The following is a 17364-nucleotide window of genomic DNA, read 5'->3' on the forward strand; positions in this document are numbered from 1 at the left end:
CTGTAGTATTTTTACAAAATTACAAACCACAGATTTAAATCATCGACTTATGAAAAAACAAATCAAGGCTGTACACGATTTCCACACTGCATTCGGCTTGGGAATAGAAGATCGTCCCAAAGCAGATATCACAGACCGTCGTATCAAACTCAGGTATGAGTTGATGAAAGAGGAAAATGAAGAATACCTTGAGGCTGCTCAAAATGATGACTTAGTAGAAGTCGCAGACGCATTGGGAGATATGCTGTACATTCTTTGTGGAACGATTATCGAACACGGAATGACTGATGTGATAGAAGATGTTTTTGATGAAATCCAACGCTCAAACATGTCTAAGTTAGGAGCAGATGGACTTCCTATTTACAGAGAGGACGGCAAAGTACTCAAGGGGCCACATTACTTTAAGCCCAATTTTAAAGCGATTCTAGAAGATCAGTAGGTTGATTCTAATATCACAGCTCACTTCAAGTTGTATCAAAGAAAAAGCGGGCCCATTACAGGAGCCCGCTTTTTTATTAAAATGTTTGAACCTTATCGCTTCAAGGCAAAATGCCCCCTGAAACTTCTTCCATCAGCTAGCTCTACCATGTACCAGTAATCACTGGAAGGCATCGGGTTGCCATTATAGGTTCCATCCCATCCGGCACCAGTAGGACTTATCTGCTTCAGTAACTTTCCATGTCGGTCAAAAATATAGATATTGGCATCTGGTATGGTTTCTACCGCAATAACCTGCCAGGTGTCATGGTAACCATCTTGGTTGGGTGTAAAATACGGCGGGCCACCTATTATCACAGCATCCATCGATACCGTTCCACATCCATTTTTATCTTTTACATAAACGGTGTAAAATCCAGGGACAAGATCTGAGAATCTAGGGCTGTCTTGATATACAAAATCATCCAATGAAAATTCATAATCCCCACTACCAGTAACGATTGCGGTAAGCGAATTCGTATTAACCTCAAATTGTCCAACATCGATACGTTCTATAACCGCTACATCGGATTCCAACACCCGTATTGTAGCTGTGGTATCACATCCATTGGCATTGGTAACAGTTACTGTATAATCTCCACCAGATGCAACTTCAATTGTCTGTGTCATATCACCAGTAGACCACAAGTAAGAAGTATAACCAGGGCCTGCATCCAGGGTTTCGGGAACACCTGCGCATATGGTAATTGGACCTTGATCTGCAATGGTAGGTCTCTCAAATACCTCGATCACGAATGAGGAGACATCAAAACAGTCCTCATTTGCCACGTTTTCTACACGCGCAAAAATGGTTTCAGTTCTAGAAGTATTAGTATATAATGAACCTAACGCCGCTGTATCGTTTTCCGCATTAGTACGGGTGGCATGATAACTAACTCTAAACTCTGAAGGATTCAATCCATTTAATATATCACTATCTTGAACACTGAAATCAAACTCTTCGAATCCGTCATTGCTGGTATCATCACAACCCACAATGTCGCTAGCTGTTCCTGCGGTAGGCTGCTCACTCACAATCAACTGAAATGAAGTAAAATCAGCGCAAATAGGGTTAGCTACGGCCTCAATACGCACATATATTACTTCTGGTGTTGCATTGCTGCTTGGGTACATTGTCGGCAAATCCATAAGTCCGTCATTAGCGTCAGCCTGTGATAAGTGATACGTAATCTCAAAATCAGCTGCATTTTGACCAGATAGTACCTGCGAATCAGCCATGCTCAAATCAAATAATTCTGAGCCATCATTGCCTGGATCATCACAAGTGATCATATCAGCAACTGGATTGGCGGTAGGAGTAGGGCTAATGATAAAATTAAAACTTGTAGTCGTAAAGCAACTCTCGTTATCTGCATTGTCAATACGTGCAAAGATCTCAGGTGTTGAAGAGGTTACCGTATAAGGACTAGACAAGGTTCCAGTATTCATTTCAGCATCATTTAGAGTCGGGTGATAAGACACATTAAATGCTGGATTGGTTTGTCCATTCAAAATAGTGGCGTCAAATTGGGAAAGATCTACATCTTCACTTCCGTCATTGGATGGATCGTCACAAACAATTATATCAGCTTGTGTTCCTGCCAAAGGCAAAGGATCCACAAACAACTGAAACATTTCAGTTTTATAACATGAAGTTTCTGCGTTGTTCTCAATTCTTACATATATCGTTTCTCCAGAACTGGTGTAAGTAGTTGGAAGTGGAGTAGCCCCACCTGTACTTCCCAGATCAGCATCTGCTTGAGACGTGAAATATTCAATATTAAAATCAGCTGCACTTTGCATACCTAGCACCTCTGGATCTTTTGTAGAAAGATCAAAGTCGGCAAAACCATCATTGCTAAGGTCATCACATAAACGATACTCGGTTACTGGATTTGCGACTGCCTGCTCAAACAATTCAATCACTACTGGAGCAGTATTGGCACAAGTCATGTTGTCAGAATTGTCTACACGAGCATAAATTGTGTTGGTTCCCAGACTCACGGTGTACGGAGAACTCAGGTCAGCAGTACCACTAGTGGCGTCTGCTTGTGTACTGTGGTATGTAACAACAAAGAGCGGGTTGGTTTGTCCATTCAGTACTGCAGCATCAAATTGGCTGAGGTCGATGTCTTCCACACCGTCGTTGGTATCATCATCACATAAAATTAGGTTGACGGGCGAACTAGCCAAGGGCAAAGGATCCACAAACAACTGAAACATTTCAGTTTTATAACATGAAGTTTCTGCGTTGTTCTCAATTCTTACGTATATCGTTTCTCCAGAACTGGTGTATGTAGTTGCAAGTGGAGTAGCCCCACCTGTACTTCCCAGATCAGCATCTGCTTGAGACGTGAAATATTCAATACTAAAATCAGCTGCACTTTGCATACCTAGCACCTCTGGATCTTTAGTAGAAAGATCAAAGTCGGCAACACCATCATTGCTCAGGTCATCACACAAACGATACTCGGTCACTGGATTTGCAATTGCCTGTTCAAACAATTCAATTACTACTGGAGCAGTACTGGCACAAGTCATGTTGTCAGAATTGTCTACACGAGCGTAAATTGTGTTGGTTCCCAGACTCACGGTGTAAGGCGAACTCAGGTCAGCAGTACCACTGGTGGCATCTGCTTGTGTACTGTGGTAAGTAACAACAAAAAGCGGATTGGTTTGTCCATTCAGTACTGCAGCATCAAATTGGCTGAGGTCGATGTCTTCCACACCGTCGTTGGTATCATTATCGCATAAAATTAGGTTGACGGGCGAACTAGCTAAAGGAAGGTCATCTACAATCAGGTCAAAAGATGTTGTGTCATAACAATCAGGGTTGAGGACATTTTCAATCCTCACGTACATTGTTTGTCCTCCGCTACTGTACATCATATTTACTGGGGTTGCTCCACCAACAGAACCTTGATCCGCCTCAGGTTGACTCGTAAAATATTCGATATTAAAGTCTGCTGGATTTTGACTCATCCCCAGAACTTCTGTGTTTCTAGAAGCTAAATCAAATACTTCAGAATTGTTATTAGATATATCATCACAAAGTCTATAGGTCATGACTGTATTCGCTACAGGTAATACATCCAGGCGAAGTTCAAAATCCGTGGTGTCGTAACAATCATTGCTGTCGGTGTTCTCTCCATTATCTATGCGCGCATAGATTCTAGTCGTGCCGGCGAGTGTATACGGCGAGGATTGGGCATTTGTATCAGCATCTGCTTCGGCCTGCGATAGGTGGTAGGTGATTTGATAATTTGTGTTTGTTTGGGCACCCAATACGGCGGTATCAAATTGGCTCAAGTCAATATCTTCAGTACCATCATTGCCGCTGTCACAAATAGCTTCGTCCATCACTGGATTGGCAGTTGGCGTATCGTAGATAAACAAGTCAACCTCAGTTGTAGACACACAACCACTCGGGCTATTATCTTCCAGTCTAATAAATACCCGCTCATTGTTTGGAGTTGAATTGGTATAGGAGTTAGGTGTAGCGATTTCGTCCATTCCCATCCCATTTGATGCACCCGCGGCGGTAGTGTGATAAGTAATAGTATAACCCATTGGGGAAAGGCCATTCAATACCTGACCATCCAATGCTGTTAAGTCAAAAGTGGAAAAACCATCATTATCATCATCACACATGATAACATCGTTTGGTCTGGTTGCTCCACTTCCACTGGAAACATTGACTACAAAACTTGTAGTATCAAAACACATCGAAGATTCTGCGTTGGCAGCGTTGGTTATTCTTACATATACCGTTGTGGCTCCAAGTGGAAAATCATAAGGCAAAGTTATCGCGCTGGCGCCGTTGATAGCTTGGGCTTGGGATAAATGATAAGTAACTTGAAAGTTAGGGTCCGTTTGTCCTCCCAAAACTTGAGGAGTTTCAACCAAGCTTAGGTCTCTACTTTCAACACCGTCACCGTTCGTGTCACAAAGAAATACATCGCTTACAGGATTGGCAATCGGGTTGGCATATATCGTGATATCATCGCTTACCCCAAAACGGAATCCGCCATTTCTTATCGTAAGGGATACAGTGTAGACCCCTGGACCGGGAAAGGTATGAGTTGGATTGAATTGGTTACTGCTGGTACCATCACCAAAATTCCATGACACGATAGAAGTGCTACAAAAACGATTACTGGCAGAACTAAATTCAACCTCTGTTCCGTCACAATATTCAGTCTGGTCGATCGATCCATTGGCTCCTCCCGAGGCGGCAGAAGGGAATGATCTAAAGGTCGGTTCAAAAAAGGAAGTAATAAATGGAGGGAGACCTTCCCGGCAGTTGTTGTTCAGAGCCAATCCATCATCCACATAATTAGCGGCGGCTCCAATTCTGTCAGGATCATTAATGACTCCCAACCAAGGTTGACAGGTTCTGGCGTGATAAATTTTTCCATCAACTCCTAGCTGTAAGGCTCCTCTACCTGAATTTGCGCCAGTTGCATCGATTACAAATGGATTATTGTTCCATCCGGCACCACTACCAATATTGTATTGTAAAATCTTACGAGTGTTAGATGTACCACAACTATTTCCAGTATCCGTGCTGTTTGCATTTAAGTACAGCAATTCAGAATTTTGTGAAAATTCCACACCGTAAAATCGGTTTTCTCCTGTTGGTGTAGTCAATTCGATCGGATTGGAAACTATACCCGTGGCATTATCAAAGTCTGCAATCCATGCTGTATTTGCATTCCCTACGGATGTATTGGCGATTTTTGAACCATCTGGTGATAAGCGCAAATAACCCCTATTATCGGCTAGTGATCCGGTCACTGGAAGGCTTGAATTAACGCCTAAGGATGGAAAAATAGTACCACCTACCGCTGGGTAGGCTGAATAAGTCGCGTTATCAAAAGTAACAATCCAATAGAAACTTCCATCAGCGTTCAGTGCAGCCGTAATTTTTTCTTGAGAACGGGCTTGAATCAAAGCATTTTTTCGATTGGCCACAACTTCACCCAATCCACCATTACCATTCATGTCTACTACACTGTAACGCAATCCGTCTGGTCCTCTGGCATTATCAATAGTGATCACAAAATATCGATCGGATATCCCTAAATCAGGTATGATGATAGCAGATTGAGCACTAGAAGAATCACCCAACAATCCCGTACCGTTCATCATAATGGCCCCATTTCTATCCCAAACAGTACTACCATCAGAATAGAATTGTAGGTTACCACATTCGTCCGAAATAGAACTACAGCCCTCTATGGTATCCAAACTCCCTGATGGTGCTGGCAATGGGCTTCCGGAATTAAAATCTACGCTAGCAGTATTTCCAAAGAACCACCAAGCTGCTTCCAATTGAGCGCTCCCCAACAATGGAATAAACAAGACAAATAGGAGGCAAATTTTTTTCATAGCAAATTAAGTTTTGGTGGGCTTAAAATAAGCTATTTTGAGCAATTCTTTAATTCTCCCTAATTATTCGATGAACTGGTTGATTCATCAGATAATGAAAGAAATTGGTTCACATTTATTTAAGATTTACCCCTGAATGATGAAAATGGCTGGTCGCTTGTGAAAATCTTCTCTGATCATTTTCCATTGACTTACCGTTAAGGTTTTGATGAATTCGCTGGGTAGGCTGATATCACAAGCTACACATAGTTGCGTACCACTATTCAATGTAGAGACCAATTCGTCCAGCAATTTGTTATTTCTATAAGGCGTTTCGATAAATGCCTGCGATTGACCAGTTTGCCTAGAGTGGGCTTCTAACTCCCTTATTTTTGATCGACGTCCAGCTTTATCGATGGGGAGATAACCATTAAACGCAAAATTTTGACCGTTTAAACCACTGGACATCATCGCCATTAAGATCGAACTTGGACCTACGAGTGGTTGCACCCTAATGTTTTTTTGATGGGCAATACCCACAATTTCTGCACCGGGATCGGCAATCCCAGGAACGCCTGCCTCGCTCATCAATCCCATATCTTTGCCTTCCAAACATGGGTCCAAAAAACCTGGTATTTCTGCTACCTGAGTGAATTTATTGATACTGGAAAAATGCAGAGAAGGCTGAGATTTTCCCGGATTGATGCTTTTAATAAATCTGCGGGCTGTTTTTTCATTTTCCACAATATAATGATCTACCATCTCCACAACTTTGCGCACGCTCAGCGGAAGTACCTCAAGCGGGTTCACTTCGCCAAGAGTGACAGGTATAAGAAAGAGACGACCATAAGATTTTATGTCCATAACATTCAATTCTATTAATGGATCGAGATACAAGGTGCAAGTCCAATCATGAGGCTTACGACACTTCCTTCACCTCATCCAGATCGATAATTTGACCTACTTTTCTATGCCTCAACCAACCATCCACGATATGCCGGTGGTCTCGACTGGGTTTCAATCGGGTTATAATTTTATCAAGCATTTCCAGATCAGTCGTTTGTATGCGCAGCTCTGTAAACCCATATCCTGCAACGATACCATCCTTAATCCAGACTACACTGCGTTCTCCAGTTTCCCGTCCCTTGTCTATCAATAACTTGTTTTTGCCATTTAAACTATAATCATCGATGAGATTCTGAACTTTTTGATTGTAATGCTGAGCCTCCTCTTTTTGGAGACACGCACCTTCACAGTTCGCTTTCGCGAAAGCGGAACAACCATCATCTACTTTTTCTAAATTTAGCTTTTGAAGACATAAGGTATATTCCTGTTGTGCGCGCTCTAAAAATTGATAGCCACTGCGTATGCTGGAAAAAGTAGTCAGGGCTTTGTTGGGGTGCGTAGCTCTTTGAATCTTGAGCATCTGATACCCATTCTGATCAGTTTTCATGTACAAGCCCGCTGAGAATCTCGGTTTTCTCGGGTGTTTATTGAACCTGGGTTTATGCTTTTTAATTTCTACCAACTCCTTTAAAGAGGCAATCAGTTCGCTACCGGTTCGCTCAAACTTAACATCCTGAACAACTTGTTGTAATTCTTTTGATCGCTTGTTATCGTTGGTAAAGAGTTGGATCAGTTTTTTTTTGATGTTTTTACCTTTACCAATATAAATGATGCGTTCCTTGGCGTCAAACAAGTAAAAGACGCCAATTGTAGAAGGCGTTAACTCAACCAATTCCTTAAGGTTAGGAATCATTTTTACTCGCTCAATGGTTTTCAGGCTTTTTGAGATGATTTCTTTAGCGTGGTCCTTATTCAGGAGCATCTTAAAAAGTTTTACTGTTGCCTGGGCATCCCCAGTGGCACGATGCCTGCTAGGAATCGGTATTCCCAACGACTTACAGAGTTTACCTAAATTGTAGGTAGTCTCCTCTGGTAAAAGCTTTTCGGCCAACTCCACTGTACAGAGGCTCTGTTTGGAGAAGTCATAGCCCAAGCGGTCAAACTCAAGTCTTAACATCCTAAAGTCAAAAGCCGCATTATGGGCTACAAGAATGGCCCCATCCATGATTTCCAAAATGCGTTTGGCTACTTCATAAAACTTTGGGGCTTTGACCAACATTTTATTGCTGATACCAGTAAGTTTCACTACAAATGGCTGTATGGGGCGCTCTGGATTAATCAGGCTAGCAAATTGGTCTACTACTTCATGACCATCAAACCTATAGATGGCAATCTCTGTAATGCCTTCTTCATTATATTTCCCTCCAGTAGATTCTACGTCCAGTATTGCGTACAATAGTTTAATTTTAAGTCAGAGCGGCTTGTAATTTCTATCTCAATAAACCTGGCCGCTGCAATTACCAGTCTAAAATAAGGAATGGGATTTGAAAACTGCCGATCGCTTTTATCCTTCAAAAGTCGGCCGATGCGTCTCACCAATTAATTTAAAGGTGGTGTTCATTCCATTCGCTCGCCTAAACTAATAAAAAAAGCCGTGTTTGATAGACACGGCTATTTTATTTTAATCAGGAGGTATTATAATTTGGTACCGTAAATCTTATCGTATAGATCCTGGTATCTGGATTTAATGTTCCGTCGCTTGAGTTTCATGGTAGGAGTGAGGTGCTCGTCCTCTATGGTCCATTCTTCTGGGGTCAATTCAAAGGCTTTGACACGCTCCCATTTACCAAATTTCTCGTTGTGCTCATCAATCTCTCGCTGATAACGTTCAATTACTCGTTCGTTTGCACATAAGTCCTTGTTGTCTGTAAAGGAGATTCCCTTGCGCTTGGCCCAATCATGTAAAAATTCAAAGTTGGGTTGGATTAAGGCGGCAGGCATTTTTTCTCCTTCACCGATAACCATGATTTGCTCGATAAAACGGCTTTGTTTCATGGTATTCTCAATTACCTGTGGAGCAACATATTTTCCTCCTGAGGTTTTAAACATTTCCTTTTTACGATCTGTAATTTTTAAGAATCCTTCGCTGTCGATTTCTCCAATATCTCCGGTATGGAAATAACCTTGGGCGTCAATGGCTTCATCTGTTTTTTCTTGGTCTTTGTAATAACCGATCATGCGCTGCGGCCCGTTGATGATGATTTCACCATCCTCGGCAATTTGCACGTCAGTTTCTTTCAACATTTTACCTACGGTACCAATTTTAAATCCGCCGTTGCGCATGTCGTTGACTGAAATCACTGGACTGGTTTCTGTCAACCCGTAACCTTCCATTACTGGAACACCAGCCGCATTAAATACTCGTGCTAACCTTGGTTGTAAAGCCGCGCTTCCACTGGCAATAGCTTTTAAGTTGCCCCCCAGGGCTTCTTGCCATTTGGAGAAAATAAGTTTTTTGGCCAGTTTAAGTTTCTGCTCATACCACCATCCGTTAGCACCATAAGGTTCCCATTCCAAGCCCAGTTCAACTGCCCAGAAGAACAGTTTCTTTTTTACCCCTGTCAGGTCAGTTCCTTTGGCAATAATCTTATCGTAGACTTTTTCGAGCAATCGAGGTACTGCGCTCATCACATCAGGCTTGACTTCTTTTAAGTTTTCTGAAATGGTTTCCAGAGATTCTGCAAAGTAGATTCCCGTTCCTGTATAAACGTATAAATACTGCAGCATTCGCTCGTAAATATGACAAACAGGAAGAAAGCTCAGGGCGGTAGATTCTCCTTTAACTATCGGCAGCCTTTCGTCACAATGCATGGCATTACTAGCAATATTTTTATGTGAAAGCATGACTCCCTTAGGGCGACCTGTAGTTCCCGAAGTGTAAATCAGTGTGGCTAGATCTTCAATGTCAATGCTTGCTTTGATCTCGTCTAGCTCGCCTTGATTGCTGGTATCTTCTCCCATTTGCAAAACATCTTTCCAACTCTTGCAACCGGTTATATCGTCAAAGGAGAATACTTCTTTTAAGCTAGGGACGTCCTTTTTGATGCTCATTACCTTATCGTACACCTCTTTGTCTGAAACAAAAACGTATTTAGACTCACTGTGGTTCATCACATAGGCATAATCTTCTTCAGAGATTGTAGGGTAGATGGGGACGTCTTGGGCACCCGTCTGCATGATCCCGATGTCCATGATATTCCATTCCGTGCGGTTAACAGTCGAGATAAGGGCGATCTTGTCATTCTTTTGAACCCCCATTCTCAGTAAACCTCGAGAAATGGCGCTGGCCTGGTCCACAAAGGATTGGGTGGATGTTTTTACCCAGGTGCCGTTCTTCTTGGTGACTAAGGCATCCTCACGCGGATACGTGTCCAGCTGGTATTGAGGAAAATCAAAAAGTCTTTTGTATTGCATGGTCTATTTTTTCAGTATGGCAAATTAATGATATATCATCAGTTTTCAAACGTTATAGTATGGTCAAATCAGAAAATATGTATAATTAATAAGAATAATACATCGATCAAGCCTTATATCTTATTGACCTATTGCGTATTTCATATAATTCCCAATCACTACTCAGCGCGGGTACATATATTGTTCTATAAAAATAGCTATAAATCTCCGTTTGTGTAAATATGGGGTAAAATAGAGGTCAAAAAAAACTGCTTCTTGAATGAAGCAGTTTTTATGAGTTAAGTTTTTATAACTTAATCTTTACAAATCTTTTAGTGCGACCATCATTACCATCTACGATAAATGACCTAAGGTCAAGTTTACAGGCATTGCGAATAGACATCGCATAAGAACCAGTTTTCTTCGCCGAAATAACTTCTTTATGGTGCAATGTACCCGAGGTATCCATTTGAATATGAAAAAGTGATAATCTCTTTTCATGCCCTCCTTTAAATGCCAATGAGAGGTCTGTTTCATCTTCTTGTTCTTTGGCGTTTAAAAAAATATTCAGGTTGTTTTCAGAAACAAAGGCATAATAGCTGTGAAAATCAGCAGGGGCTGAACTCTGTGCTTGTTCCTTTAGAATCAACTTTGTGGTCATATATTTTCCTTCTGGAGAAAATTGACTAAGGGCTATATCATTAAAATGATGAGTATAATGCTTTCTCATCATACCGTTTTGAAAAGATTGCCGCTCCACAACTCTGACATAGTCTTCCTCTCCTATAAGATATATGTATCCATCTTGTGAAATAAAGATATCCTTAGCCTTCAACTCCGAACTCTCACTTCGCTTGAGTCTTTTTGTTCTACGTTCGTTGGCATCGTGAATTTCACTAACTATACCATCGGTAAAAGGAGTGAGATTTGAGTTTCTTTTCTCTAATGTTTGTCCATCAAATAATCCCATGTAGACACCTTTGATACCGTCTGTTTTTTTCTCTCCATAATAGCCGCCAACCACTAATTTTCCATCTAGGACATCTGAGGCGATTTCTTGGATAAAAAATTTCTCATTTCCAAAGCTATAGGCAAAATCCCCTTGAGCATTTACTAAGCTTATTTCCAAGTGAAAGTTGGCCTCCTTATCCTTAGCTTTATTTCTTTTGGATTCTTTTCTTTTATTTCCTTCATAAACCTTAGAGGTTAAAAAAACACTTCCATTGGAGTCATTTATATCTATGGATTTGACCACGTATAAATAATCTTTCAACTCCTTTTTAAGCGTATGGGTATACAGAATATTAAAATCTGAATCTAATACGACCATTTGATGCTCTTCACCTTCATGGTCACCCACTTTGATGGCTGTAGAGTAGAGGTAGTAATTATTTGAGGTGGATGCTTTAAAATATCCTCCCGTATCAAGATCTTTCTTTTCCACTCCATAATTAAAGATTATTGGTCCCCAGGCTGGTTTTTGAATATTTTGGTCTGAGTAATCAAAGATGATACGATCTTTAACAAATGCTTCATTTTTAAAATCGACTTTGTACAAGGTTCCGATGCCTTGGTCTGAGTCGATGGCAACAAACTTTAATTGCCCATCGATAAATTTGCCAGCTACATACTCCTCATCTTTTTCGCCCTTGATATAGTATTGGGATTGATGATTCATATTGCTGTCAAATACATCGATCACCATCTTGTTACCTCGACCAGACCTTTTAGAAACAGAATAAATCTTTCCATCTTTACTTGGTATGTTAAAGACGATATCATTCCATTTTCCTTTGCCCTTAAATTCGGCACCCAGCTGAATATTCTCAACAGGATCGTACTGGCCTTGTACGCTGAGGCTAAATAGCCCGATAATAATTAGAATTAAATTTCTCATGAGTAATAATTAAAATATAGTTCTTATGTAAATTCCGTTGCATTCAAAATATTTGTAGTCGAACACTGACAATTCACTTTTAAATTAATTTTTTCAAATGAATCTCCAATGCATGGAATAATTCTTACAACTTCACCTTCATCTGCACTATTGTTGAAGGTGTTTGCTGCGTTTGCTCTTATATGGGAATAATAAAATAGATGACTATGTGGCGTAGCAGGTTCATGTCCTAAAAGAATGAAGTTCTTGTCTAATTCAAAATCTTCAGGGGATTCTTCATGATGATAAAAGTCAGACCCTAAATGGCCACATACATTTGATTGGTTGTTTATTTCCGAAGAGGCCCGAAAAGTAATTCCCAATCCAAGAGAAATCGTTGTCTGCGGACTTAACACCAAATACAATCCTGAGGTACTTTCCTCACCATCCTGGGTATAAACAGTGATGCTCATGATGCAAACGGTAAATAATAAAAGTTTTTCACAAGGGTTGGTGGTAGCACTTGGGTTGGTTCTGTTCAAAGGTCGGCGTGAAACTATAAAAATTTCGTTCAAAGTGAAAAATAGAAGTTAACCTCCAAATGGTCTTTATTCATCGATGTTTTAACCATTCTTAAACAAAATATTACCTGTATAAGTGTTTATAAACAAGACATATACAGACCACGTTTATCATCCTGAAACCAACATTTGCAGAAATATTTGAAGATATAAGGTTGATGGTTAACGGGCCGCACAGGTATTACACATTTTCTATTATCTACTGGTCAAAACTCTGAAAAACAGCTATCTATACGTTTGAGTGCTTTGATCTTTGTAAACTTCTATATCCAGGAAACCATTGTTGATAAATTTTCCTTTACTTCCCAGAGTTATTGGCTTTCATCGATGAATAGACTATGAGCATGATCGGAGTGCAGCCTTTCCAGTCTTTTATTCTCCAATATTTAGATGATTTTTTCATTGTAGATACCACAACTTCAACTTGTTCACATCAGATTTTTTCATCTATTAACTCAGCTAGTGTTTTGGTCATTTTCATCTCATCACTACAAGGTCCAGGACATTATTCAATACAAACTAGTATAAAAAAGAAAGCTGTCTCCGTAATAAGAAACAGCTTTTTTATTACCCTTTTTAAAATTTGGGGTTTTAATCAGGATTCGCTTTCGCGAAAGCGATAACATTCAAGGTCTTTCATCTTTTTTTACACTTCAACTTCTTCATTCTGATTTCTAAAGACCAGTTCATCTTCAAAGGCATCGACTAACACAATACTGTCTGTAGTAATGGATCCCGCCAAGATTTCCTTGGATAATCTATTCAGGATTTCCTTCTGGATGACACGTTTCACTGGACGAGCTCCATATTGAGGATCAAAACCTTTTTGTGCCAACAAAGCGATCGCCTCATCGGTAGCATCGATGGTGATTCCTTGCTGAGCTAGCATCTTTGAAATTCCACGTAATTGTAAGCTAACAATCTCTTTGATTTCATCCTTATTCAAAGGAGTGAACATCACAATGTCGTCAATTCTATTGATGAATTCTGGGCGAACTCGCTGTTTTAAAGCGGTAAGAACTTCTTGTTTGGTCGAATCAATCAGACCATCAAGCTGTCCGTTAAAGTTCTCGAATCTTTCTTGTATCACATCGGCTCCCATATTGGAAGTCATGATTATAATGGTGTTTTTAAAATCCGCAACACGCCCTTTATTATCAGTCAACCTACCTTCATCCAGTACCTGTAAGAGTATGTTGAAAGTGTCGGGATGGGCCTTTTCAATCTCATCCAGTAGGACTACGCTATAAGGCTTTCTGCGCACCGCTTCGGTGAGTTGGCCTCCTTCATCATAACCTACATATCCTGGGGGAGCACCTACTAGTCTGCTCACACTGTGCCTTTCCTGATATTCACTCATATCGATGCGCGTCATCGAATTCTCATCATTGAATAGGAACTCGGCCAAGGCTTTGGCCAGCTCTGTTTTACCTACACCAGTTGTACCCAGAAAAAGGAATGAGCCCACTGGTTTTTTCTGATCCTGTAGTCCGGCCCTGCTTCTGCGCACGGCATCGCTTACCGCTTGAATAGCCTCTTTTTGTCCGACGACCCTGTGGTGAAGTTCATCTTCCAATCGCAGCAATTTCTCGCGCTCACTCTGTAGCATTTTGGTAACAGGAATTCCAGTCCATTTGGCGACCACTTCAGCGATATCGTCATAAGTAACCTCTTCTTGAATCAGGGACTGACTGCTATCAGTGGCTTCCATTTCTGCTTGTAGCTGCTCAAGCTTTTCTTGAGCTTCTTTGATTTTACCATATCTCAATTCAGCCACTTTTCCATAATCCCCTTCACGTTCTGCACGTTCGGCTTCCAGTTTGTAGTTTTCTATATCTGTTTTGGCATTTTGGATATTATCCACCACGCTTTTTTCATTCTCCCACTGCGCGTTTAATTCGTTTCTAGACTCCTTAAGGTTAGCCAATTCAGATCTAAGTGTCTTTAGTTTAGCTTCATCCTGTTCTCTTTTGATGGCCTCAATCTCAATCTCCAATTGCATGATCTTGCGATCCAGAACGTCCAGTTCTTCGGGCTTTGAATTGATTTCCATGCGCAGTTTGGAAGCGGCTTCGTCCATAAGATCTATGGCCTTGTCTGGAAGGAAGCGATTGGTGATATAACGCTGGGAGAGCTCTACTGCACCAATGATCGCATCGTCCTTGATTTGCACCTTGTGGTGGGTCTCGTATTTATCTTTGATACCCCTGAGTATAGAAATGGCACTTTCAGTATCAGGTTCATCCACTGTGACTTTTTGGAAACGACGCTCCAGAGCCTTGTCCTTTTCAAAATACTTCTGGTATTCGTCCAGTGTGGTAGCACCGATGGCGCGTAACTCTCCTCTGGCCAGTGCTGGTTTTAATATGTTGGCTGCATCCATGGCACCCTCGCCACCGCCAGCACCTACCAAGGTGTGTATCTCATCAATAAATAAGACAATATCTCCGGCGCTGGTCGTCACTTCCTTGACCACTGCCTTGAGTCGCTCTTCAAACTCTCCTTTGTATTTGGCTCCGGCGATCAGCGCTCCCATGTCCAAAGAGAAAATTTGCTTGTTTTTGAGATTCTCAGGTACATCACCACCTACGATTCTATGCGCCAATCCTTCTGCGATTGCAGTTTTACCAACTCCGGGTTCGCCTACCAGCATGGGGTTATTTTTGGTCCTCCTGGATAATATCTGGAGAATTCTTCTGATTTCCTCATCTCTACCTATAACGGGATCCAATTTACCCTGGTCAGCCAATTGATTGAGATTTTTGGCATATTTATTCAAGCTATTGTAGGTTTCTTCAGCACTTTGTGAAGTCACCCGTTCTCCCTGACGCAGTTCTTCTACCGCTTTTTCCAATGATTTTCTCGAAATACCTTGGTCCTTTAAAATTTGTGCAGTTTTTGAATTACCGTCAAAAATTGAAAGAAGCAAGTGTTCGATACTTACATATTCGTCCTTCATCTTAGTGGCCAGACTCATTGCATTATTCAGGACCCTGTTGGTTTCCCTGGATAATTGTAACTCGCCGCCCTCCACTTTGGGTAAGGATTGAAGCTGACTATCAATCAATTGATCAATCAAGTTTAAGTTTACATTCAGTTTTTTGAAAATAAAGGGGACGACGTTCTGATCAACCAAAGTGATGGCTTTGAACAAATGGGCATTTTCTATTTGTTGTTGTCCTAGTTCCTGCGTAAGCTGTTGGGCCTGCTGCAGAACCTCTTGTGATTTTATAGTTAATTTATTGGGATTCATATCTATTTCTTTTTCCGATCTCAGGTCAATTCTTATACCATAACAAAATTTGTCATTTAGTCAGATATTTTCTGAGATTTAACAGACATTATGACGTGTTTATAAATGCTTTGGGAATATTGGCAGCCATCACGTCTATCTTTGTAACTTAGTAGTAAGGCGGTAGAATTACTTGATTGGTATAAGACAACAGGCGATTCTATCACATAAGGCTACTAATTTTACTATTATGGGACTGTTTGACAAACTTTTTAAATCACAACGTGAGATCGCTAAGGAAGAAATTCAAGGGATCCAATGGGATCAATTGGAATCCATCGATCAATTAGATAATTTGATCAAAAATTCTGAGATCAAGCCAAAGGTGATCTTCAAGCACAGTACACGTTGTGGTATTTCACGTATGGTACTTAGTCAATTTGAAAAGGGGTATACCCAAAACCAAGATGATGTGACCTACTATTTCTTAGATCTTTTGAACTATAGAGACGTAAGTAACGCCATCGCCGAAAAGTTAAACGTCACCCATCAGTCACCCCAAGTCATTGTCTTGCGCAATAATAAAGTGCTACACAATGAGTCCCATCATGGCATTGACATCAAGAAAGTTCAGGAAATCATACATCAAAATCAATAGAAAATGAAAAGCTTTAGAATTACCCTGGTTGCCATCAGCCTTTTTTTAGCCTCTTGTGCCACCAATGTTTTTACTGGAGAAAGAACGCTAAAACCAGTAGCCAACGAACAAATATTTCCGGCTGCCTATGCGCAGTATGATGAGTTTTTGAGTGAAAACAAAGTAGTCACTGGTACCGCTGAATCCCAAATGATCAAGACGGTAGGGGGTAAAATTAAAACAGCTGCCCAGCGGTGGCTTAATGCTATTGGACATCCAGAATATTTAGATGGATACGCTTGGGAATACAATCTTGTTCAAGATGACCAGGTCAATGCTTGGTGTATGCCAGGAGGTAAAATTGTTTTTTATACCGGAATTCTTCCTATTTGTCAAGATGAAACCGGTGTAGCGATAGTTATGGGACATGAGGTAGCACATGCTTTGGCAAATCACGGTGGGCAACGTATGCGTGCTGGCCAATTACAAGCTCTAGGGCAAGTAGGGGTGGCTGTTGCAGGTAGCGGGCGTAGTCAAAGTACGCAGCAAATATTGAATCAAGCCTATGGTTTGGGAAGTACCACCTTGGGAATACTGCCTTTTTCCAGAAGTCATGAGAATGAGGCCGATAAGATTGGTCTGTATTTGGCCGCTATTGCTGGATATAATCCTGAAGAAGGTGCCAGATTGTGGCAACGCATGAAAGCTAACAGTGGGGGGCAAGCACCGCCTGAATTTTTAAGCACACACCCATCGCCCGATACGCGAATCGCTAATCTAAGAGACTTGGCGCCAAAGGCAAAAGCGGAAGCCAGAAAATACGGTGTAACTAGCTTTAAGTAAAGCACTCATCAATGTTTGGAGGTGAATCTAGCAGTTAGACCTTCAGCTA

At 41.0% G+C, this 17364-nt stretch carries 10 protein-coding genes; 3 read left to right on the forward strand and 7 right to left on the reverse strand.

Going from position 1 to position 17364, the window contains the following annotated elements; translation table 11 throughout:
• Positions 1–49 precede the first annotated feature (49 nt).
• Positions 50–439, forward strand: coding sequence for a pyrophosphohydrolase domain-containing protein (locus EGM47_RS13720; protein ID WP_124981398.1), 390 nt, complete (start codon positions 50–52; stop codon positions 437–439).
• Between the two features lie 92 nt (positions 440–531).
• Here the strand turns inward: EGM47_RS13720 and EGM47_RS13725 are convergent, their stop codons facing one another.
• The 7 genes from EGM47_RS13725 to clpB all read right to left on the reverse strand — a co-directional run bounded on the left by EGM47_RS13725 (position 532) and on the right by clpB (position 15856).
• Positions 532–5868, reverse strand: coding sequence for a T9SS type B sorting domain-containing protein (locus EGM47_RS13725; protein ID WP_124981399.1), 5337 nt, complete (start codon positions 5866–5868; stop codon positions 532–534).
• Between the two features lie 126 nt (positions 5869–5994).
• Positions 5995–6711: an SAM-dependent methyltransferase gene (locus EGM47_RS13730; RefSeq protein ID WP_124981400.1), complete on the reverse strand. Its 717-nt coding sequence runs from the start codon at positions 6709–6711 to the stop codon at positions 5995–5997.
• A gap of 55 nt (positions 6712–6766) precedes the next feature.
• Positions 6767–8149, reverse strand: a complete 1383-nt coding sequence (locus tag EGM47_RS13735; RefSeq protein ID WP_124981401.1) for an exonuclease domain-containing protein — start codon at positions 8147–8149, stop codon at positions 6767–6769.
• A gap of 239 nt (positions 8150–8388) precedes the next feature.
• Positions 8389–10167 (reverse strand): AMP-dependent synthetase/ligase, encoded by a 1779-nt coding sequence (locus EGM47_RS13740; RefSeq protein ID WP_124981402.1) that lies wholly within the window; start codon positions 10165–10167, stop codon positions 8389–8391.
• A 286-nt stretch (positions 10168–10453) separates the two neighbouring features.
• Positions 10454–12043, reverse strand: a complete 1590-nt coding sequence (locus EGM47_RS13745) for a hypothetical protein (protein WP_124981403.1) — start codon at positions 12041–12043, stop codon at positions 10454–10456.
• A gap of 23 nt (positions 12044–12066) precedes the next feature.
• Entirely contained in the window at positions 12067–12597 is a 531-nt protein-coding gene (locus EGM47_RS13750; RefSeq protein ID WP_124981404.1) for a hypothetical protein, read from the reverse strand.
• Between the two features lie 652 nt (positions 12598–13249).
• Positions 13250–15856 carry an ATP-dependent chaperone ClpB gene (gene clpB, locus EGM47_RS13755; RefSeq protein WP_124981405.1) on the reverse strand — a complete coding sequence of 869 codons (2607 nt, stop codon included), beginning with the start codon at positions 15854–15856 and terminating at the stop codon, positions 13250–13252.
• A gap of 229 nt (positions 15857–16085) precedes the next feature.
• Between clpB and ytxJ the strand changes: the two genes are divergently transcribed.
• Together ytxJ and EGM47_RS13765 are read left to right on the forward strand one after the other, a co-directional pair.
• On the forward strand, positions 16086–16493 hold the full coding sequence (gene ytxJ, locus EGM47_RS13760) for a bacillithiol system redox-active protein YtxJ (protein ID WP_124981406.1): 408 nt from the start codon (positions 16086–16088) through the stop codon (positions 16491–16493).
• A 3-nt stretch (positions 16494–16496) separates the two neighbouring features.
• Entirely contained in the window at positions 16497–17315 is an 819-nt protein-coding gene (locus EGM47_RS13765; RefSeq protein ID WP_124981407.1) for a M48 family metallopeptidase, read from the forward strand.
• Positions 17316–17364: the final 49 nt, after the last annotated feature.

Source organism: Nonlabens xiamenensis (genome assembly GCF_003865345.1).
GTDB classification, from domain to species: Bacteria; Bacteroidota; Bacteroidia; order Flavobacteriales; family Flavobacteriaceae; genus Nonlabens; species Nonlabens xiamenensis.